This is a genomic window from Bradyrhizobium sp. URHA0013, assembly GCF_000518345.1.
In the GTDB taxonomy this organism is placed as follows: domain Bacteria; phylum Pseudomonadota; class Alphaproteobacteria; order Rhizobiales; family Xanthobacteraceae; genus Bradyrhizobium.
On record NZ_JADK01000011.1, the window covers coordinates 50542 to 71392 of the forward strand.

Consider the following 20851-nt stretch of genomic DNA (forward strand, 5'->3'; position numbering starts at 1 on the left):
GCCCTGCGAATCACGCCTGAATTTATGCCAAGGGCGCGGTCCTGCCCACGCGGGTGGCACTTTTACCGCCGCTTGTTACTTATGTAGGGTCCGAATGCAGGGCCCGAACCCCGAGGCCCAATCCCACCACAGAGACGACGTGACGTCCTTTCTCGATCCCCTCATTTCATTCGTCTCGGCCCATGCGTGGCTGGCCTATCTGACCCTGTTCCTGGCGGCCCTGCTGGAGGCGGTTCCGGTGGTGGGGTCTGTGATCCCCGGCTCGACCATCATCCTGGCGCTAAGCGCCCTGGTCCCGGGCGGCGAGCTTAGGCTGCAATGGGTGTTGCTGGCGGCAGCCCTCGGCGCAGTGCTCGGCGACGGTTCGGCCTACTGGATCGGCCACCGGCAGCAACGGGAGATCCTCAACACCTGGCCGTTGACCAATTATCCGCGCGTGGTCGAGCAGAGCGAGAATTTCTTCCACCGCTTCGGCACCTGGGCGGTGTTCTTCGCCCGCTTCGTGCCGCCGATCCGTGCCTTCGTCCCGGTCACCGCGGGCGCGCTGGGCATGCCCCCGGCCCGCTTCTATGCCATCAACATCCCGGCGATCCTGGTCTGGGCGCCGGCGCATGTGCTGCCGGGTGTTTTGGCGGTCTCAGTGCTGCACGAATATGCCGGGCTGCACCACCATGGACATGTCGGCAAGCACATCTGGATCCTGACCGTGATCGGCGTCGCGATCGTTCTGGGCCTGGCGGTCTGGATCTATCGCCGCCGGAATGGCGGCGGCGTCGCGGTGGCGAAGCCGCGAGGGTGATCGATCCAAGCACACCACCCTCATCCTGAGGGCCTGCCAACGACCGGCGTCTCGAAGGATGGCCGCGGGCGACAGCGGGGCCTGCATGGTTCGAGACGCGCGTTCCGCGCTCCTCACCATGAGGTTTTTTGATCATCCTTTGGAATCCGCAACCCCCGCCCTCCGCCCCGGCGCAGGCCCGACATACCTTGCCCGCGGCCTGATCAGCTTGCCGTGCTGTAGCTGCTCGCTCGCATGAGCGATCCAGCCGACGCTGCGGGCCATCGCGAACAAAGCGAGCTCGCTGCCTGCGGGCAAGCGCAGCGCGTGCACGAGCACCGCGAGCGCGTAGTCGATGTTGACGAGCTCGCCGGTCGCCTCCGCGATCCGCTCCGGCACCTCCTTGGTGAATTTGCGCGGCGCGCCGGCGCGGGCCAGGGCATTCAGGAGCGACTGCGCGCGCCGATCGCCCCGCTTGTAGACGCCGTGACCGAAGCCGGCAAAGCGTTCGCCGAGCGCGACGCGTTCGCGGACCATTGGCTCGACGTCACGATCCACCAGCGCCTTGACGAGCTGCGAGGCGAGCACGCCGGCGCCGCCGTGCTTCGGTCCCTTCAGCGCGGCGAGGCCGGCGATGACGGAATCATAAAGATTGAGGCCGGTGGAGGCCGCGCAGCGCGCGGTGAAGGTGGACGCGTTCAACTCATGCTCGGCGAGCAGAACCAGCGCGCGACGCATGAGATCGGCCGCGTGCTTGTTGTCGGGCGCCCAGGCCCTCGCGATCTGCTGATGCAGCGGCTCGGCGGACGGCTCCGTGTTGAGCATGGTCGCGACCAGGAGCCGGACGATGCGCGCACCGACCATGGCACGTCCATCGTGCGCGCGGGTGAAGGCGCGCGGATCGGCGCTCGACGCGAGCGCCAGCACGGCAATGGCGCGATCGATCGGCGCGGCGCGACGCGCGGCCTGCGCGATCAGGCGCATCTCATCGGACATCGCAGGCTGATTATCCGGCGCGAACGGATCGACGCCGGAGACATCCCACAAAAGCGTGGCCGTGTGCTCCAGCGTGTCGTTTTCGGCGAGATCGACGCAATTGACACCGCGATAGATCGCGCCGTCCTCGGTGATGGTGGAGATCTCCGTGTCCATGACCGGCAGATCGGCATCGAAACTGCGCAGGCCGCGCGGCTCCGGCGACGGCACCCGGCGCTCCTTCAGCGCCCGGACGTCCTCGGCGCGATAGCGGTTCTTGCGCGAGTCCGGCGTCGGCTCGGAGCGGACCAGGCCGCGGCTGACATAGGCGTAGAGCGTGGCCGGCGAGATCGCGAGCTCGGCGGCGGCTTCCCGGGCGGAGAGGTAAAGCCCCTCGGAATTTTTCATATGGATTTATATAATCAAGATTGATCAATCTGTCGAGAGGCCCGACCTTTGGCTGGTGCAAAGGAGATTTGGGCCATGAACATCCACCTCACCAAGAGCCAGATCGGGCTGGACGGCGTTCCCGCGGCCGAAACCGTGCTGAGCCATGTCGACGGCGAGCGCGGCGAGTTGATCATCGCCGGCGAGCATGTCGGCCGATTGGCGAGTCAGTCGAGCTTTGAGGGCGTCACCGCCCGGCTCTGGAACGGCGCCAGCACGACCACGCTGAGCGAAGCCAATGTGCGCGCGAGCCTCGGCGCGGCACGCGAGCGCGCCTTCGCGCGGCTGGATGAACTGCTGCCGGCAACGCGCGGCATGGGCGTCGTCGACGGGTTTCGCGCGGCGGTCGCGGGACTTCGCGCCGAGCACGACCTAGCCCATGAGGCGACGATCGTAGGCGCATTCCCGGTAATTGCGGGCGCGCTCGTCCGCCGCGCTAGGGGTCTCGATCCCGTGGCGCCCGATCCGAACGCGAGCCACGCCGCCGATACGCTTCGCATGCTGCACGGACGCGCGCCCGAACCACGCGAGGTCACGGCGCTGGACGCCTATCTCGTCACCGCCAGCGACCACGGCATGAACGCCTCGACCTTCACCGCGCGCGTGGTGGCCTCGACGCAGGCTGATCTATTCGCCGCCGTCACCGCCGGCTATTGCGCGCTGACGGGTCCGCTGCATGGCGGCGCGCCGGAGCCGGTGCTGGAAATGCTCGACGCCATCGGCTCGCGCGAGCGCATCCAGCCCTGGGTGGACGCGGCACTCGCCCGCGGCGAGCGGATGATGGGTTTTGGTCATCGCGTCTATCGCGTGCGCGATCCGCGCGCCGACGTGCTCAAGACCGCGATCGAGGCGCTGGCCTCGGACGGCGCCGACCTGCCCTTTGCCGGCGAGGTGGAGGCCTACATCCGCAGCGCGCTGCGCAAGAAGAATCCGGACCGGCCGCTGGAGACCAATGTCGAGTTCTTCACCGCGATCCTGCTCGATGCGCTGGCGATCCCGAGGCAGGCCTTCACGCCGATCTTCGCGGTGGCGCGCGCCGCCGGCTGGACCGCGCATGCGCGCGAGCAGCAGCGGACGGGGCGGCTGATCCGGCCGAGCTCGTCATATGTGGGGGCGATGCCGGAGGCGTGATGAAACGTAACCTGGATGGAACGGCGTTCTTTCCCTCTCCCCTTGTGGGAGAGGGTGGCTCGCCGCGCAGCGGCGAGACGGGTGAGGGGTTCTCTCCCCGCACAATCCCTTGCATTGGAATTTGAGGAAGCAACCCCTCATCCGGCGCTTCGCGCCACCTTCTCCCACAAGGGGAGAAGGGAAGACAGTGGCGCGGCCTCAGGCCTCGCGCACCACGGTCTTCAGATAATTATACGCCTTGATGATCTCGATCAGGCGGTCCTCGGTGGAGCGGTCGCCGCCGTTGGCGTCGGGGTGGTGCTGCTTCACCAGCGCCTTGTACTTGGACTTGACGTCGGCGAGGGTGGACTCGGGGCCGAGGCCCATCACCTGGAGCGCCTTGCGCTCGGCGTTCATGATCTTGCGCGTCTCGGCCTTGGGCGCGGCCTGCGGGCCGGCGCGCCAGCCGGTGCGGCCGTTGAGCTCCTGGAACATGCTGAACGGATCGAAGGCACCGTCGATCTCGGCCTCGGCGCCTTTCTTGACGCCGCCATTGGCGCCCATCTTCCAGGTCGGACGATGACCGGTCAGCGCATCTTTCTGATAGCGCGCGACAGCGTCGGCATTCATGCCGGAGAAGAAATTGTAGTTCTGGTTGTACTCGCGCACATGATTCAGGCAGAAGTGCCAGTACTCACGCTGATTGTCGCGACCCTTGGGCGCACGATGCGCGCCCTTGTTCTGACACCCGGTCCATTCGCAATTGACCACGGCGTCGCGCGGCTTCACTTCCGGCTGCTTGCCTTTCGGCTTGATCCGGATGGAGTCGAAGAACTTTGATGAATCGATCGGCATGGCTGACTTTGACTACGCAATGCAAAAACCTTCAAGTCTTGACATTGCAATTAGCTGAAAAGCATAGCCGAAACTATGCTGAGGCGTCCTTGAACGACCGCCAGAGGCGGCCTATGCAATACGGAGAGCGATCTCGCACCGTAGTGACCCAGATGGCCATCAGAGACACTATCAGCAACAAGTTGCAGGAAGCTTTCACGCCGGAGAGCCTGCAAGTCGTCGACGAGTCACATTTGCATGAGGGCCACGCCGGCCATCGGCCGAGCGGCGAGACGCACTTCCGCGTTTATATTGTGTCTTCCGCCTTCAAAGGGAAGAGCCGGGTTGATCGGCACCGCATGATAAATTCGGCGCTCGCCGCGGAACTCTCCGGCAGCGTGCACGCACTGGCGATCCACGCGCAAGCGCCGGGAGAAGGCGGGAGCTAGCTCGCCGATACGGCTGTCATGCCCGCGAAGGCGGGCATCCAGTACTCCGAGGCGACGCGGCTAGAATCGAGCCGCTGCGGCGTACTGGATCGTCCGCCTTCGCGGACGATGACAGCTACCGCGTCAAAACGACGTCCCGGCCCGCCGGCGCTTGGCTTCCTCCATCTCCGTCTCGCGCGGCACCGGTGAAATACGGAGTGCGGTGATGCGGTTGCGTTCGCGGCGGAGGACGCGGAAGCGGAAGCCGTGAAAGGTGAAACTCTGGCCGCGGTCGGGAATCGAGCGCGCCTCGTGAATGACGAGGCCGGCGACAGTCGTTGCCTCTTCGTCAGGCAGGTGCCAGTCCATGGCGCGGTTGAGGTCGCGGATCGGCACCGAGCCGTCGACGACGACCGAGCCGTCCGGCTGGGCGCGCACGCCCGCGACCACGACGTCATGCTCGTCGGAGATGTCGCCGACGATCTCTTCCAGAATGTCCTCCAGCGTCACGAGACCTTCAACTTCGCCGTACTCGTCGACGACCAGGGCGAAATGGGTCTTGCGGCGGCGGAACGCCTTGAGTTGCTCGGAGACGGGCCGCATCTCGGGCACGAACCACGGCGGCAGCGCGATGGTGGAGACGTCGATGCGCGAGGTCTCGCCGTCGGCCACGCGAATCGCGCGCAGCAAATCCTTGGCGTGGAGCACGCCGATGATGTTTTCCGGCTTCTCGCGCCACAGCGGAATGCGGGTGTATTCGGCCGCCAGCACCTCGCGCACCAGATCCTCCGGCGGCAGGTCGGCGTTGATCATCGTCATCTCGGTGCGATGGATCATGACGTCGGAGACCTGGAGCTCGCGCAGATCGAGCAGCCCGCCGAGCATGTCGCGGTCGTGCTTCTCGAACTTGCCCTCATGGTGCAGCAGGTCGACCGCACCCCGCAGGCGCTCGGTCGGCGACAGGATCGCCTGGTGCTCGCCGGCAAGGCCAAACAGGCGCATCAACAGCCGCACGATGACTTCCACGATCCGCAGCAGCGGCCCCAGCACGTACATCGTCAGCCGCATCGGGCGTGCCACCGCCAGCGCCATGCGATCAGGCGCGTTGATCGCAATGGTCTTGGGCAGCACCTCGGCGAAGATCACGACCAGCGCGGTCATCAAGCCGGTGGCATAGAGCACGCCGACGTCGCCGAACCAAGCCGTGAAGATGCTGGTGGCCAGGGCGGATGCACTGATATTGGCGATGTTGTTGCCGAGCAGCAGCGCGCCGATCAGGCGCTCGCGCATGTCGAGCAGCTGCGAGACCACGTCGGCGTCGCGATTACCCTGCTTGGAGAGCCGCAGCATGCTGGCGCGCGAAGCGCCGGTCAGCGCCGTCTCGCTCGCGGCGAAGAAGCCGGAGACGAGCAGGCAGAGAATGACGATGGTGAATCCGAGCCAATCCATGAACCACTCTGGTTTCTTGTTTTGACGCGTTTTCTTGACGCGAACCGGTACCCACTTCGCTCGAAAACGCTTTAGCGCCGTTCAACCGCGTGTCACGCCTTGTGGGCGAGCTTGTCCTTGAGGAAGTCGCGCACCGGAGCCGGTTCGACGTTCTTCGCGACGACGGCGCGTCCCACAGCCTCCAGCAGGATGAAGGTGAGCTTGCCGCGCACGACCTTCTTGTCCTGCGCCATCAGCGCCATCAGCGCGTCGGCATCGGCAAGCCCCTCCTGCGCGAAGCCCGCGATGTCCTGCAAGCGCGTCGGCAGGCCTGCCTCAACGAGGTGACGCTCGACGCGCGCGGCATCCGCTTCGCCGATCATGCCGAGCTTCGCCGAAAACTGCGCCGCCAGCGTCATGCCGATCGAAACGCCCTCGCCGTGAAACAGGCGGTCGGAGAAGCCGGTCGCGGCTTCCAGCGCATGGCCGAACGTATGGCCGAGATTGAGCAGCGCGCGCTCCCCGGTCTCGCGCTCGTCGCGCGAGACCACGCCGGCCTTGGCGCGGCAGGAGGTCGCGATCGCATGCTCGCGCGCCGAACCGCCTTTGGAGATGTCGGAATGGTTCTTCTCGAGCCAGGCGAAGAAGGCCTCGTCGCCGAGCACGCCGTATTTGGCGACCTCGGCGTAGCCGGCGCGGAATTGCCGGGGCGACAGCGTGTCGAGCACGGCGGTGTCGGCAATCACCAGCACCGGCTGGTGGAAGGCGCCGAGCAGATTCTTGCCCTGCGGCGAGTTGATGCCGGTCTTGCCGCCGACGGAGGAATCGACCTGCGCCAGCAGCGAGGTCGGCACCTGCACGAAATCGACGCCGCGGCGCAGGATCGCCGCTGCAAAGCCGGCGAGATCGCCAACCACGCCGCCGCCGAGCGCGATGACGAGATCGTTGCGCTCGATTTTCGCGGCGATCAGGGCTTCGCTGACCTTTTCGAGACCGGCATAGGTCTTCGAGATCTCGCCTTCCTCGACGACGATGCGCGATGTCGCAATGCCGCTGGCTGCGAGCGAAGCCTCGGCGGGCTCGAGCCAGTATTTCGCGACGGTGCGATCCGTCACGATCGCGGTGCGCACGCCGGGGCGCAGGCGCGCGACGCGTTCGCCGAGCGAAGCCAGCACGCCGCGGCCGATGACGATGTCATAGGCGCGATTCTCCAGCGCGACCTCGACGTTGACGGGATCGGAATGTTTCAAAGGCGCGGTCATCGTGCGGCACTCGCGACGTCGGCTGATGGCGGGGACGCCCGTTCGCCGCAAAGATGCGCGCGTAGCGTCTCGATGGTCTCCTCAACGATCTTGTCGTGCGGCACGTCGCGCGAGGCGATGGTGAGATCGGCATGGCCGTAGACCGGCTCGCGCTCGGTGAGCAGGCGCGTCACCGTTCCTTCGGGATCGGCGGTCTGGAGCAGCGGACGGTCGGCGCGCCGGCGCACGCGGCGCATGATGACGTCATGATCGGCCTTGAGCCAGATCGAGATCGCCTTTGCCGCGATACGGCTCCGCGTCTCCTCGCGCATGAAGGCGCCGCCGCCGGTCGCCAGCACGATGGGGCCGCCGTCGAGCAGACGCGCGATCACGCGGGCCTCGCCGTCACGGAAATGCGGCTCGCCGTGGCGCTCGAAGATTTCCGGTATGGTCATGCCGGCCGCGGCCTCGATCTCGGTGTCGGCATCGACGAAGGGCAGCTTGAGCCTGAGAGCCATGCGGCGGCCGATGGTGGATTTGCCCACCCCCATCATGCCGACGAGCACGATCGAGCGCGTCCCCAGCGCCGACAGGATGTCGGCCTCGGGCGAAGCTTGGATCGGCAACGCGGCGTCGGGCATTTGTCTCGCTCGAATGGGTCTCGCTCGATCTGCCGCCAAAGGCGGCATCCTTTGGCCACCTATACGACCCCAAAGGGGGCCTCGCCAGAGGACTCTTGCCACGAAACGGCGAACGTGTTGGATGATTTCATTGGTTAATTTGCCCGCCAAGCCGCCTGACCGAGACCCTCTCCGAGATCCTGCCGATGCCCAGCCTGTTCCGCTTCCTGACGGTCGTCGCCGTGATCGCCGGCATCGTCTATGGCGTGGTCTTCGCGCTGGCGAACTTCGTCAATCCCAAGCCGCGGGAAATGACGGTGACGATCCCGCCGGATAAGTTTCTCAAGAAATAGGAGGTAGCCTCCGGGGCATGCGTGCAAAGCCCTCGGACACAAAACTCACCGGCCTGTTCCTCGACATGCTCGCGGCGGAACAGGGCGCCGGTGCCAATACGCTCGATGCCTATCGCCGCGACCTCACCGACTTCTCCGAGTTTCTCGGCCGTGTCGGCCATGCATTCGCGGACGCGGAGACACAGACGCTGCGCGACTATCTCGCCGATCTCGACACGCGCGGCTTCAAGTCCACCAGCGTCGCGCGGCGGCTGTCAGCGATGCGGCATCTCTATCGCTTCCTCCTGAACGAACGCATCAGAACCGACGATCCCGCGGCGATCCTGTCCGGCCCCAAGCGCGGCCGCGGCCTTCCGAAGGTGCTGTCGATAGGGGATGTCGACCGCATGCTCCGCCGCGCCAAGGAATTGAGCGAGGCAGAGGATGCCTCGCCCTCGAAACGGCTGCGCGCCCTCAGACTCTATTGTCTGCTCGAGGTGCTCTACGCCACCGGCTTGCGCGTCTCCGAGCTGGTGGCGCTGCCGCGCACGGCCGCGAAGCGCGACGCCCGCATGATCGTGGTGCGCGGCAAGGGCAACAAGGAACGGCTGGTGCCGCTCAACGAGGCCTCGCGCCAGGCCATGGCCGATTATCTCGCGGCGACGGAGGCCGCCAAGGACAACAACAAGTCCGACAAGAAGAACAGCGTGGCGGCCTCGAAATGGTTGTTCCCCTCCTTCGGCGAGAGCGGGCATCTGACGCGGCAGCACTTTGCCCGCGACTTGAAGGAGCTCGCGGTCGCTTCGGGCCTGCAGGCCCGGCTGGTCTCCCCCCACGTGCTGCGCCACGCCTTCGCCAGCCACCTGCTGCACAACGGGGCCGATTTGCGCATCGTGCAGACGCTGCTCGGCCATACCGACATCTCGACCACCCAGATCTACACCCACGTGGTCGAGGAGCGGCTGAAGAGCCTGGTCCGCGACCTGCACCCGCTGGCGGAGAAGTAGGTCTGCGCGTCGCCCCGCTACAGGCCAAGGCCGAAACCGCCTTGACTTCGGCCACATCTCCGCAGAAAGAGCCGGGGCCTCACGATGATTGGCCTGCGCTGGTTGCGAACACACAAGCCAACTCATTGACGGACCTACATTTCTTTCCACGACATCGAATCCGCTTCGCCGCCTCGCCCCGTTCTCCCTATATTGAGTTGATGCCAGACCAGATGCGCAGCTATCTCGATTTCGAAAAGCCCGTCGCCGAGCTCGATTCCAAGCTCGATGAATTGCGGACGCTTGCGGCCTCCGGCAGCGACATCGCCGAGGAGATTGGGCGGATCGAGGACAAGGCGGCGCAGGCGATGGCCGACCTCTATCTGAACCTGACGCCGTGGCAGAAGACGCTGGTCGCGCGGCATCCGCAGCGGCCGCATTTCAACGACTTCATCAAGGGCCTGATCACCGAGTTCACCCCGCTCGCCGGCGACCGCAAGTTCGGCGAGGACGAGGCGCTGGTGGCCGGCTTCGGCCGCTTCCGTGGCGAGGCCATCTGCGTGATGGGCCAGGAAAAGGGCGATTCCACCGAGAGCCGCATCAAGCATAATTTCGGCATGGCGCGGCCCGAAGGCTATCGCAAATGCGTGCGGCTGATGGAGATGGCCGAGCGGTTCGGCCTGCCGGTGCTGTCGCTCGCCGATTCCGCCGGCGCCTATCCCGGCATCGGTGCGGAAGAGCGCGGCCAGGCCGAGGCGATCGCGCGCTCGACCGATGCCTGCATGGCGCTGACCGTGCCGAACGTCGCCATCATCACCGGCGAGGGCATGTCGGGCGGCGCCATCGCCATCACCACCGCCAACAAGGTCCTGATGCTGGAGCACGCGATCTACAGCGTGATCTCGCCCGAGGCCGCGTCCTCGATCCTCTGGCGCGACGGCTCCAAGGCGCAGGAAGCAGCCAACAACATGAAGATCACGGCACAGGACATGCTCCGCTTCGGCGTGATCGACAGCATCCTGAAGGAGCCGGTCGGCGGCGCCCATCGCGACCCCGCCGCCATGATCGCCACCACGGGCGATGCCATCGCCAAGGCCTTCGACGAACTCCGGGGCCTCGACGGTGACGCCATTCGCAAGCATCGGCGGCAGAAATTCCTCGATATCGGCCGGAAACTGGGCTGATTCGGGCGGTTTGGGACCCGTTGGACGCGTTACCCTCCGCCGTCGTCCAGGCTGCTTTCGCCAGGACGACGCTGGATTTGAGGCCGGCCGAGCCCCGCAGGCGTCCGGTAACCCCGCGTTAACCCTTTTTTTGCCCAAATCAGCGATCTCTGTACCGGTTTGGCCGCGAGGCCCAAGTTACGGCCCAGTTTAAGTCTTCGTTGACCACGCCTTTGGGCCAACGGGCTCGTGATCCCCGTTCGGGTTGCGACCACATGACCCAGAGGTTAGAATTTTAATCAATGGCTTCAGGGCATAAGCGCTGGAGCGTGATTGCGAAAAAGCCCGTCGCGACGGGTCCCGGTCTCCGGTCGGATCATGCTTCAACATTGGGGTTTGCGCGCGCTGCCCTGGACGGTGTGGGGTCCATCTTGATTTCTCGTTCGCTTGCTCGCGCGTTTCTGGTTTCGGTGGCGCTTGCCGCCAGCTTCGTGCTGGCCGGCTGCGATACCGACCAGGTTTCGCTTGCGACCAATGCCAAGGCCAACCAGCCGGTGCCGCCAAAGCTTCTCGCCGCGATGGTCGAGAAGAACATGGATCTGCAATCACCTATCCTGGTGCGCCTGTTCAAGCAGGAGGCCGAGCTCGAGGTCTGGAAGCAGACCCGCAACGGCCAGTTCGCGCTGCTCAAGACCTATCCGATCTGTCGCTGGTCGGGCGACCTCGGCCCGAAGGTCCGCGAAGGCGACCGCCAGGCGCCGGAAGGATTCTACTCGATCAATCCGGGCCAGATGAATCCGCAGTCGGCGTATTATCTGTCGTTCAACACGGGCTATCCGAACGCGTTCGACAAGGCTTTGGGCCGCAGCGGCTCGCAGCTGATGGTGCATGGCGATTGTTCGTCGCGCGGCTGCTACGCGATGACGGACGAGCAGATCGCCGAGATCTATTCGCTCGGGCGCGAATCCTTCTTCGGCGGCCAGAAGGCGTTCCAGCTGCAGGCCTATCCGTTCAAGATGACGCCGGTGAACATGGCCAAGCACCGGAACAATCCGAACATGCCGTTCTGGAAGATGATCAAGGAAGGCTATGATCATTTCGAGGTGACGCGGCAGGAGCCGAAGGTCGATTTCTGCGAGAAGAAGTACGTGTTCGACGCGGCGAAGGCGCCTGACGCCAAGCGCGATCCGGTGTTCGACGCGTCCGCGAAATGTCCGGCCTATGTGGTCCCCGAGGAGATCGTCAGCGCCGTGCGCGAGAAGGATGCGCGCGACCAGGCTGAGTACAACAAGCTGGTTTCGCGCGGTACGCCCGTTGCGCGCATGAACACCGGTATCGACGGCGGCATGAACAAGATCTTCGCCGCGAAGATTCCGGAAGGCTCGACCGGCCTGTCGGAGGGCGCCGAAGGCACCACCTTGCAGATGCTGGCGATGGCGAAGGCGCCCGGCACGATCCCTGGACACGTCAATCCGCCGAAGCCGAATCTCGATGCAGCCGCGCCCTCGCCGCAGGAAGAGCCGGTCGTCGCCGTCAGCACGCCCGCCGCCAACGCCCGCGTCGCCACCGCAGCTGCGCCTGAGAAATCCGGCTTCTTCTCCAACCTCGGCCGCAAGATGGGCATGGGCAACGCCGACGCCACGGCAACCACGCCTCCGCCGCAGGCCACGGCATCCGTCGCTCCGGCCGCGACGACCACGACACCGCCGACCGCAGCGTCCCGGCTGAAGGCCGCGGTGACCCGGTTCGTACCGGGTCGCGACACGTCCAAGGATGCAGCGAAGGATGCGCCGAAGCCGGCTGTTGCCGCAACCAAGCCCGCCGAACCTGCGAAGCCCGATACCCGCCTCGCGGCGACGCGCCCGACGCTGAAGCCGTCGGTGTCGGATGGCGCGGGTGAAGCGACCCAGATCATGGGCGCCGCGCCGGTCGTGCAGTCGAACTCGTTCGACAGCCGGTTTGGGGCGGTGAAGTAAGCGGGCGCTCCGCTTAATCTCTCCGATCCATCCCAGCCTGACGCCGTCATTCCCCGCGATGGCGGGGAATCCAGTATTCCAGGCACCCCTTATCGATCGAGAAGCTGCGGCGTACGGGATGCCCCGCCTCCGCGAGGCATGACAGCCGAGTTCGGTGTGAGAGCGACGCGCTTCACGCGCGCTCTCCTACGGCGCCAGATACCGCAGCAGCTCCGGATTGCCCCTCACCTCGCCTGCCTCGCCTTGCAGTGCGACGCGGCCGCGGTCGAGCACGTAGGCGTAGTCGGCGACGCGGAGCGCGAGGTCGAGGTGCTGCTCGACGATGATGACGGCGATGGTTTTCGCGAGTTCGATCAGGCGCTCGGTGATCTCCTCGATCACGCCGATCCAGACGCCTTCGGTCGGCTCGTCGAGCAGAAGCAGTTTTGGATCGCCCAGCATGGCGCGGCCGATGGCGAGCATCTTGCGCTCGCCGCCAGACAGCGTGCCGGCGGGCTGGTCGAGGCGCTGGCCGAGCTTTGGGAATATGGTCAGCACGTGGTCGACCGCGTCGGCTTTTCTGCTCGCGAGCGAGCCGACCGCGAGATTGTCGCGCACCGACAGGCGCGCGAACACCGAATGCTCCTGCGGCACGTAGCCGATGCCGGCGCGCACGCGCTCCTGGGTCGCGCGGCGGCTGATGTCGCGCCCGTCGAAGGCGACCTCGCCCTTCCACGCCGGCAGCTCGCCGACGATGGTCTTCATCAGCGTGGTCTTGCCGGCGCCGTTGCGGCCCAGCACGGCGACACCGCCGCGCCAGGGAATGCCGAGATTGACGTCGAACAGGACCTGGCTGCGGCCATAGCCGGCGTCGAGATGCTTGATGTTCAAAAATTCAGGCACGGCGCAAATAGATCTCCTGGACGGCCTTGTTGGCCTGGATCTCCGACACCGTGCCGGATGCCAGCACCTTCCCCTGGTCGAGCACGGTGAGGCGATCGCAGATGTCGCGGATGAAATCGAGGTCGTGCTCGACGATGACGAGCGAGCAATGCTTTTTGATCGGCTGCAACAGTTCGCCGGTGACGCGGCGCTCCTCCAGGCTCATGCCGCCGGTGGGCTCGTCCAGCAGCAGAAGCTTCGGCTTGCAGGCAAGCGCCATCGCGATCTCCAGCCATTGCTGCTGGCCGTGCGACAGCGCCGCGGCCGCATCGAAAGCGCGGCCGGCAAGGCGAAATTGCGTCAGCATGGTCATGACCTGATCGTGCAGGAGCCCGCGCGTGCGCGAGAACACGAGATCGAACAGCGAGGACTGCGCCTGCAGCGCGAGCAGGATGTTGTCATAGAGCGTCAGCGTCGGCAGCACACTGGTGATCTGGAATTTCAGGCTCATGCCGGCGCGGGCACGTTCGGTCGGCGTGAACGCGGTGATGTCGGTGTTGATGAAACTCACCTTGCCCTGCGTCGGCACCTCGGCGCCGGCAATGCACTTCATCAGCGTGCTCTTGCCGGAGCCGTTCGGGCCGATCAGGCCGTGAAACTCGTTCTCGCCGACGGTCAGCGCGGCGCCATCGAGCGCGGTGAGCTTCCCGAAGATCTTCTTGACGCCGGTGGCTTCAAGGAGCGGCATCGCGCTTCTCCTTCCCGGTCTTCCTGGATTTCCCACCAAAGCTGCCGACCCGCTCGCGCTCGCCGAGCACGAAACTGATCAGGCCGAGCGGCCGGAACAGGATCACGAGCAGGAGCAGCACGCCAAGGATGATCGGCCAGACCTCGCGGTAATTGTCCGAGAGCCAGAAGCTGACGCCCTCGACGATGACGGCACCGATGACGGCGCCGATCAGCGTGCCGGAGCCGCCGAACAGCACATAGAGCACGACTTGCGTCGAGACCACGACGCCGACCATGTTGGGCCAGACGAAACCTTCGTGGAAGGCGTAAAGACTGCCGGCAAGACCCGCCACCGCGCCGCCGATCGCGAAGATGATCGCCTTCAGGTGCTGCGTCTTGTAGCCGAAGAAGGCGATGCGCTGCTCGTTCTCGCGCAATCCCGCAAGCGCCAACCCGAATTGCGAGCGCACCAGAAAACGGCAAAGCAGATAGACCACCACAAGAAGGCCAAGCACGAGATAATAGAACGGCGGCCCTTCCGAGAACTCGTAGCTGCCGAGCGTCATCGACGAGATCGAGGGAATGCCGTTCTGGCCACCGAGATAGTACCAGCCGCGCGCGAGCCGGTCGGCGGCGTAGGATCCGGTCAGCGTGCCCAGCGAGACGAAGATCACGCTGGAGGGATGCCGTCCCAGCAGCAGGAAGCCGCCCAGCAGCAGCGCAAAGGTGAGGCCGATGATGGTGCCCGCAGGCAGCACCAGGAAGATGTTGGTGATGTTGAGGTCGCGCGCGAGCAGCGCCACGCCATAGCCGGCCGAGCCGAAAAACAGCGCCTGGCCGAAGCTCATGATGCCGGCATAGCCCCACACCAAATCGAACGACAGCGCGAACAGCGCGAGGATGATCACCCGCGTCGCGAACACCGTGAGGTAGTCCTGCAGCAGCAGCGGCGCGAGCAGCGCCGCGGCGAGCACGACGCCCTCCACGATCGGCAAGACCTTTCGGCCCGAAGCGGCTTGCTTCGTTGGTCCGTGCTCAGTCATGGCGACGTCCGCCTCCCCGCCGATCTCGGCGGGGATCGCCTGTTTCACTGCGCCCATCGACTTCAGCATTCCGGCTTAACACTCCTTGGGGTCGACGAGCCCGTCGCTGCGTCCGACGATCTCGTAATTCCCGCCCTTGGCGACCGCGGTGTACATCTTCATCTTGCAGTGCCGCTTGCCCGGGACCATCTCGGCCGGTCCACCCGGGCCCTCGGCGATCTTGGCGTGGTCGAGTGTAACCGCGACCGACTCGCGGTCGATCTTGCCGGCTTCCTTGACGGCGGCTTCCCACAGCTTCAGCCCGCGATAGGTGCCGGTGGCGGCGCTGCCGGCGGCGAACAGGAAGTTGCCCGGGAAATCCTTCTCGTAGGCGGCCTGGATTTTTGCGTCGAACGGGTTCTCCTTGGTCAGCACCTTGAAATAGTCGAGACAGCTGGCGAGACCCTCGATCTCGGCGGCCTGATTGATGTTGAGCGTGTTCTCGTCATAGTAGACGCAAGCCAGCCGTCCGCCGTTCTTGAGGAAGCCGGCTTCATAAAGCTGCTTGAAGAACGGGCCGACGCCCGGCGGGATGACGGTGTTGAAGACGACGTCGACCTTGTTGGAGATGATGCGGTTGACGGTCGAGGAGAAGTCGACCTGGTCGAGCGGATAATATTCCTCGAACACCACCTCGCCGCCATTGGCCTCGATCACCTTGCGGGCATAGACGTTGAGCGTGTGCGGCCAGACGTAGTTGGCGCTCGGCAGCGCGAACTTCTTGCCGCCGTTCTTGATCAGCCAGGGAATGAACTCGTCGCACTGCTGCGCGGGCGTCGGCCCGGTGCAGAACAGATAGGGCGTGCACTCCTTGCCCTCGTAGAGCTGCGGATAGATGTAGAGCGTCTTGCCGCGCGCGACGATCGGGTCCTTGATCGCGTTGCGCATCGACGAGGTGATGCCGCCGAGCACCATGTCGACCTTGTCGCGCTGGATCAGCTTGCGGACGTTGCCGACCGCGACGGATTCGTTCGAGGCGGTGTCCTCGATGTAGAGCTCGAGCGGGCGGCCGAGCAGACCGCCGCCGGCGTTGATCTCCTTGATCACCATCTTGGCGACGTTGGCGTCGGCATTGCCGGCATAGGCGATCGGCCCCGTGAGGTCGGTGGCGATACCGACCTTGATCGGGGCTTCGACCGCATTGGCCCAGGGCGCCGGGATCACCCAGCTGCCGACGCCGGTTGCGACCGCGCCAGAGGCAAAGGCGAAATTCGAGAGGAAGCGACGACGGGAGAGCTGAGTACGATCGGACATGTGACTAAACCCCTTTTCCAGCAATGAGGCCCTGCGGCCGGAATTTGATGAAGACGATGGCGAGAACGAAGACGAGGACATCGGCCACGACGGGCGCCATCACCCAGGGCAGCGCGGCACTGAGCGTGCCGATGACGCCGGCGCCCGCGACCGGCCCGATGAAGGAGCCGACGCCGCCGACCATGACCGCGACAAAGCCCTGGATCAGGAAGCGCAGGCCGAGATCGGCGAACAGGCTGAACACGGGGACGATCAGCGCGCCGGCAAGGCCGGCAAGCGCCGCGCCGAACGCAAAGGTGGCGCCGTAGATCAGCGGCGTGGAGATTCCGGAGGCGCGTGCCAGCGACGGGTTTTCCAGCGTGGCGCGCACGCGCAGGCCGAAGCTGGTGCGCGCCAGCAGCAGATAGCAGCCGCCCATCACCAGCGCCGTGATGACGATGATGGTGAAGCGCCAGGCCGAGATATGCATGGCGCCGATGTCGATCGAGCCGCCGATCGGCTCCGGCACGGTGAGATAGAAGCCGCCGATCAGGCCGCGCACGGATTCGCGGATGATCAGGCCGAGCGCATAGGTGCCGAGCATGGCGACGATGGGGGCTGCGTAGAAGCGTCGGATGATCAGCGCCTCCAGCACGAAGCCGAGTGCGCCGACGAGGAAGGGCGCGGCGACCATGCCGGCCCAGATCGGCAGGCCCTTGGCGTAGGCAAGATAAGTGATGTAGGCCCCGAGCAGGACGAACTCGCCCTGCGCGAAGTTGAAGATGCCCATCATGCTGGCGATGATGCCGAGACCCAGCACGATCAGAACGATGATCGCGCCGAAGCTCAGGATCTCGAACGCCGCGACGAACGCGTTAGCCATGCGCCGGAGCCTTTCCCGTTCCGATGGAATCGGAACGGGGCTCAGGCTTGTTGTCTTGACACGTTTTCCTGGCGCGAACCGGTATCCACGTCGCGCGGAAACGCTTCCCTGTTCCGTTGGCCCGCATCAATGCCTCGCTCACATCTTCTTCCAGTCGCCGATCTGCTCGAAGGCGTGGGCGGCGCGGTAGATGGTGGATTCCTCGAACATGCGGCCGACCAGCATCAGGCCGACGGGCAGACCGTCGACCATGCCGCAGGGCAGCGACATCGCGGGATGATGGGTGATGTCGAACGGCGCAGTGTTGGAGATCATCTCCAGCGCACGTGCGACATAGTCCTCGCGGCTGGCCGTGGGCTCCGGCAGCTTCGTCGCCTTCATCGGCGTGGTCGGCAGCAGCAGCAAATCGTAGTCTTTGAAGGCCTTGTCGTAGGCCGCGGTCAGGCGTCGCGAGATGTTGAGCGCCTTGCCGTAATAGCGCGGACCAAAAGTGTTGTTGATGTAGGTGCCGAGCAGCAGGAACAGCTTTGTGGTCTCGGACAGGGAATCCGCCTGCCGGCGCCAGCCGCGATGGAAGTCCATCAACGTGGTCGAATAGAGATCCGAGCGGGACAGGCCATAACCGTCGCCATACATCATGGTCTGGGTCATGCCCTCGGTGCCGATCGGCGTCCAGATCGCGGGACCCATGAGATGCATCGGGATCGAAACGGTCTCGACCGTGGCGCCGAGATCCCTAAAACGCTTTGCGGCCTCTCGCACGCTCTCGTTCACGGCGGCTTCGGCCGTCGCCTGCTCAAAGCCTTCCTTGAGGATGCCGATCTTCATGCCCTTGACGCCCTGGCCGAGCGCCTTGGTGTACTCCTCGACCTCTGGCGCCTTGATGCGGGGATCGTAGCCGTCATCGCCGGCCAGCACCTCCAGCAGCAGCGCGTTGTCGGCGACGGTCGCCGTCATCGGGCCGGTGTGATCGACGAACACCTCGATCGGCATGATGCCGGTGTAGGGCACGAGGCCCCAGGTCGGCTTCATGCCATAGGTGCCGCAGAACGAGGACGGCATGCGGATCGAACCACCCTGGTCGCCGCCGATCGCCATGTCGACCTCGCCGAGCGCGACGACGACGCCTGAGCCTGACGACGAGCCGCCGGCCGAATAGCCCATCTTGTGCGGATTGTGGACGGCGCCGACCGCGTTGGTGTGGCTGCCGCCGGACATGCAGAAGGATTCGCAATGGACTTTTCCAGCGATCTCGGCGCCGGCATCGAGCATGCGGGTGACGATGGTGGCGTCGAAATCGGGGACGTAGCCTTCGAGCGTCGCCGAGCCGTTCATCATGGGCACGCCGGCGAGCATGATGTTGTCTTTCAGTGCGACCGTCTTGCCCTTGAGCTTGCCGCTCGCCGCACCCTTCACGGTCGACTTGCGATACCAGGCGTTGCGCGGGTTCTCTTCCGGGGAGGGCCGATAGCCCGGCGTGCGCGGATATTTGACCTCGGGCACCTCGTCGGGCATGGCTCCGACGAGATTGTAGGCTTCGATCGAGCCCTGCATCAGGCCGCGGAACGAGGCGACATCGTCATCGGACAACGCAAGGCCGCACTGGTCGGCGACGCTGCGCAATTGGGCTGGCGTGGGAAGGACAACTGTCACGGCGCTCTCCTGAAGTTTCTTGATCCCTGGCATTGGACGGAAGCCGTCCTGCGCCGGCATGGCGCCGCTCGGGCGGCTTCGCCTCGATATTACAGACGGAAATATTTTCCTTTTCAAGTATTATTTTGGATTTCCGCCTGTGCGCGTCACTGCACCGGCATCAGATCGGTTTGATCAGCTTGAAATCGAGGCCATCCGCCGCGGCGAGATACATTTGCATCCTGGTGTGACCGTTGCTGACCGTGACGGGGCCGCGCGCGCCGCCATAGACGATGTTGCGGCCGGCCGCGAGCATCGGCCCCATCGCCAACGTGCCCGCCTTGTTCGCTACGGCCTCAAGGAAGCGCAGTCCCTCATAGCTGGATTGACCGAGCGACCCGATCGGGGGGCCGTTCGGTCCGAACATCGCGCGATAGCGGCTCTGGAAGTCGTCGTTGGCCCGCGATCCGATGCCGGGGAAATAGCCGGAGGCGCAGAACAGGTTCTCGCTATTGTCGGCGCCGATTCCGAGCAGCACGGTCTCGTCCATCGCCCCGGCCAGCCGCAGCGTCGTGGCGCCGAGGCCGCATTCGCCGAACGCGCGATTGAACGTGATGCTGTCGGTGCCGATCAACGAGATCAGGACGACGTCCGGCCTCGCGGCACGGATGCGCTCCAGATGCGGCTCGTGGTTGTCTTCGCCGAGGGGAACGAACTCTTCGCCGACGACATGGCCGCCGGCCTCCTTGATGTAGCGCTTCACCGCGCGGTGCGACTGCCATGGCCAGACATAGTCGCTGCCGATCAGGTACCAGCGCGCCGCCTTCTTGACGTCGGCGAGCCAGTGGATCGAGGGGCGGCTCTGCCAGCGCGGCGTCTCGCCGATCGCCATGACACCCGGCGTCTGCTCGCCGCCCTCGTAGACGGGCGTGTAGATGTAGGGGATGCGGTGGCGCGTGGTGACCTTGCGCAGCGCCACGCGCACCGCGCTGGTATGCAGTCCGACGATGAGGTCGATCTCATCGGACGCGATCGCCTGCTCGGCGCGGCTCAGAATCCCGTCGAGCGGGCCGCCCGCGTCATAGATCGAAAGCTCGATTTCGCGCCCGAGAATGCCGCCGCGCTTGTTGATCTCGGCGACCGCGAGCTGCGCGCTGCTTGTCGCGCACGGGCCCCAAACGCCGGGCGAGCCGGTGCAGCACATGAAGCCCCCGATGCGGAGCTTGTTGTGTGCGCCGCGGCGCTTCATGAAATGCGCGTCAGTCGGCGACAGGTCGAAATCCGCTGCCGCGGACGACAGATTCCTGAACAGCAAGGACGGCGGTAACGCCGGACCGCCGTGAGCCGGGAAGTTTACCGTCGCGCGCACGCCAACTCCTGTCTGAGACCAGACTTGAAAGCTCATTCGAGAGGCGGCCGCGGCACCCGCCCTATTGTTGGGCAATATCCTATTTTGAAAATATTGAATATTCAAGAATTGAAGTGCATATAGATGCAGCATCGATTGCAAGACATTCACTCATTTGGGTCAAGACAAAGTCTTAGCCGTGGCAAAACCGAACACCCCGATCACCGAACACCTCGCCTACCTGCTCGCGCAAGCCAACCGGGAGATCAACCGGCAGCTCGAACTGCGGTTGAGCAAGGAAGGCGTGCCCGTCGAGCAGTGGCGCATCCTGAAAGTCCTGTCGGATGGCAACGGCCATTCGATGGGCGAGCTCGCGGATGCCGTGCTGCTCAACCATCCGACGCTGACCAAGATGATCGACCGCATGGTCTCCGACACGCTGGTCTACCGCGTGCAGGACCCGAACGATCGCCGCAAGGTCCTGATGTTCATCTCCGATCGCGGCAAGGTGCTGAGCAAGAAGCTCAACTCGCTCGCGGTCGACCAGGAGGAGCACATCCTGGAGAGCTACGGCGACAAGTCGACGAGCGAATTAAAGCGGCTGCTGGAGAGCTTGATCGACAGCTCGAATTGAGTGGTGCGTTTAGCTAGCTCCCTCGACACGGTCGTCCCGACGATGGAGATGGAGCTGCGCGCCACATACTCGCTGTCATCGCCCGATTTAATCGGGCGATCCAGTATTCCAGAGACTGACGTGATTTGAAC

The 20851-nt window shown here is 65.0% G+C and carries 20 protein-coding genes; 8 read left to right on the forward strand and 12 right to left on the reverse strand.

The window, feature by feature from the left end; translation table 11 throughout:
* The first annotated feature begins 139 nt into the window (after window positions 1-139).
* On the forward strand, window positions 140-799 hold the full coding sequence (locus N551_RS0117295; protein WP_027567981.1) for a DedA family protein: 660 nt from the start codon (window positions 140-142) through the stop codon (window positions 797-799).
* Between the two features lie 132 nt (window positions 800-931).
* Here the strand turns inward: N551_RS0117295 and N551_RS0117300 are convergent, their stop codons facing one another.
* A complete protein-coding gene (locus N551_RS0117300; RefSeq protein WP_027567982.1) occupies window positions 932-2161 on the reverse strand; it encodes a citrate synthase family protein in 1230 nt (409 codons plus the stop codon).
* A gap of 75 nt (window positions 2162-2236) precedes the next feature.
* On the opposite strand from N551_RS0117300, the gene N551_RS0117305 reads away from it, so the two are divergent.
* Window positions 2237-3331: a citrate synthase/methylcitrate synthase gene (locus tag N551_RS0117305; protein ID WP_027567983.1), complete on the forward strand. Its 1095-nt coding sequence runs from the start codon at window positions 2237-2239 to the stop codon at window positions 3329-3331.
* Window positions 3332-3529: 198 nt separating this feature from the next.
* On the opposite strand, the gene N551_RS0117310 is transcribed toward N551_RS0117305, so the two are convergent.
* Window positions 3530-4165, reverse strand: a complete 636-nt coding sequence (locus N551_RS0117310; RefSeq protein WP_027515160.1) for a J domain-containing protein — start codon at window positions 4163-4165, stop codon at window positions 3530-3532.
* 152 nt (window positions 4166-4317) lie between these two features.
* Between N551_RS0117310 and N551_RS0117315 the strand changes: the two genes are divergently transcribed.
* A complete protein-coding gene (locus N551_RS0117315; RefSeq protein WP_026232423.1) occupies window positions 4318-4593 on the forward strand; it encodes a BolA family transcriptional regulator in 276 nt (91 codons plus the stop codon).
* A 123-nt stretch (window positions 4594-4716) separates the two neighbouring features.
* On the opposite strand, the gene N551_RS0117320 is transcribed toward N551_RS0117315, so the two are convergent.
* From N551_RS0117320 to N551_RS0117330, 3 genes are all read right to left on the reverse strand, one after another.
* Complete coding sequence (locus N551_RS0117320; RefSeq protein WP_027567984.1) at window positions 4717-6021, reverse strand: HlyC/CorC family transporter; 1305 nt, start codon at window positions 6019-6021, stop codon at window positions 4717-4719.
* A 92-nt stretch (window positions 6022-6113) separates the two neighbouring features.
* On the reverse strand, window positions 6114-7262 hold the full coding sequence (gene aroB / locus N551_RS0117325) for a 3-dehydroquinate synthase (protein ID WP_027567985.1): 1149 nt from the start codon (window positions 7260-7262) through the stop codon (window positions 6114-6116).
* Window positions 7259-7882: a shikimate kinase gene (locus N551_RS0117330; protein ID WP_027567986.1), complete on the reverse strand. Its 624-nt coding sequence runs from the start codon at window positions 7880-7882 to the stop codon at window positions 7259-7261. Before N551_RS0117330 ends, aroB begins: the two co-directional genes overlap by 4 nt.
* A gap of 185 nt (window positions 7883-8067) precedes the next feature.
* Between N551_RS0117330 and N551_RS35715 the strand changes: the two genes are divergently transcribed.
* The 4 genes from N551_RS35715 (at window position 8068) to N551_RS0117350 (ending at window position 12318) form a co-directional block, all read left to right on the forward strand.
* Window positions 8068-8214, forward strand: coding sequence for a hypothetical protein (locus N551_RS35715; RefSeq protein ID WP_035669499.1), 147 nt, complete (start codon window positions 8068-8070; stop codon window positions 8212-8214).
* Window positions 8215-8231: 17 nt separating this feature from the next.
* A complete protein-coding gene (gene xerD, locus N551_RS0117340; RefSeq protein WP_027567987.1) occupies window positions 8232-9200 on the forward strand; it encodes a site-specific tyrosine recombinase XerD in 969 nt (322 codons plus the stop codon).
* A 200-nt stretch (window positions 9201-9400) separates the two neighbouring features.
* On the forward strand, window positions 9401-10363 hold the full coding sequence (locus N551_RS0117345) for an acetyl-CoA carboxylase carboxyltransferase subunit alpha (RefSeq protein WP_007599220.1): 963 nt from the start codon (window positions 9401-9403) through the stop codon (window positions 10361-10363).
* 410 nt (window positions 10364-10773) lie between these two features.
* Window positions 10774-12318 (forward strand): murein L,D-transpeptidase family protein, encoded by a 1545-nt coding sequence (locus N551_RS0117350; protein WP_245287797.1) that lies wholly within the window; start codon window positions 10774-10776, stop codon window positions 12316-12318.
* Between the two features lie 186 nt (window positions 12319-12504).
* On the opposite strand, the gene N551_RS0117355 is transcribed toward N551_RS0117350, so the two are convergent.
* The 7 genes from N551_RS0117355 to N551_RS0117385 all read right to left on the reverse strand — a co-directional run bounded on the left by N551_RS0117355 (window position 12505) and on the right by N551_RS0117385 (window position 20107).
* Window positions 12505-13200 carry an ABC transporter ATP-binding protein gene (locus N551_RS0117355; protein WP_027567989.1) on the reverse strand — a complete coding sequence of 232 codons (696 nt, stop codon included), beginning with the start codon at window positions 13198-13200 and terminating at the stop codon, window positions 12505-12507.
* The gene (locus N551_RS0117360; RefSeq protein WP_027567990.1) at window positions 13193-13927 is read right to left on the reverse strand and encodes an ABC transporter ATP-binding protein; all 735 of its coding nucleotides are present in this window, start codon (window positions 13925-13927) and stop codon (window positions 13193-13195) included. The genes N551_RS0117355 and N551_RS0117360 overlap by 8 nt, the downstream gene beginning before the upstream one ends.
* The gene (locus N551_RS0117365; RefSeq protein ID WP_027567991.1) at window positions 13914-15020 is read right to left on the reverse strand and encodes a branched-chain amino acid ABC transporter permease; all 1107 of its coding nucleotides are present in this window, start codon (window positions 15018-15020) and stop codon (window positions 13914-13916) included. The genes N551_RS0117360 and N551_RS0117365 overlap by 14 nt, the downstream gene beginning before the upstream one ends.
* 6 nt (window positions 15021-15026) lie before the next feature.
* The gene (locus N551_RS0117370) at window positions 15027-16244 is read right to left on the reverse strand and encodes a substrate-binding protein (RefSeq protein WP_027567992.1); all 1218 of its coding nucleotides are present in this window, start codon (window positions 16242-16244) and stop codon (window positions 15027-15029) included.
* 4 nt (window positions 16245-16248) lie between these two features.
* On the reverse strand, window positions 16249-17106 hold the full coding sequence (locus tag N551_RS0117375) for a branched-chain amino acid ABC transporter permease (RefSeq protein ID WP_027567993.1): 858 nt from the start codon (window positions 17104-17106) through the stop codon (window positions 16249-16251).
* Window positions 17107-17244: 138 nt separating this feature from the next.
* On the reverse strand, window positions 17245-18759 hold the full coding sequence (locus N551_RS0117380; RefSeq protein ID WP_027567994.1) for an amidase: 1515 nt from the start codon (window positions 18757-18759) through the stop codon (window positions 17245-17247).
* A 160-nt stretch (window positions 18760-18919) separates the two neighbouring features.
* A complete protein-coding gene (locus N551_RS0117385; protein ID WP_027567995.1) occupies window positions 18920-20107 on the reverse strand; it encodes a substrate-binding domain-containing protein in 1188 nt (395 codons plus the stop codon).
* 178 nt (window positions 20108-20285) lie between these two features.
* On the opposite strand from N551_RS0117385, the gene N551_RS0117390 reads away from it, so the two are divergent.
* Window positions 20286-20720: a MarR family winged helix-turn-helix transcriptional regulator gene (locus N551_RS0117390; RefSeq protein ID WP_007599198.1), complete on the forward strand. Its 435-nt coding sequence runs from the start codon at window positions 20286-20288 to the stop codon at window positions 20718-20720.
* Window positions 20721-20851: the final 131 nt, after the last annotated feature.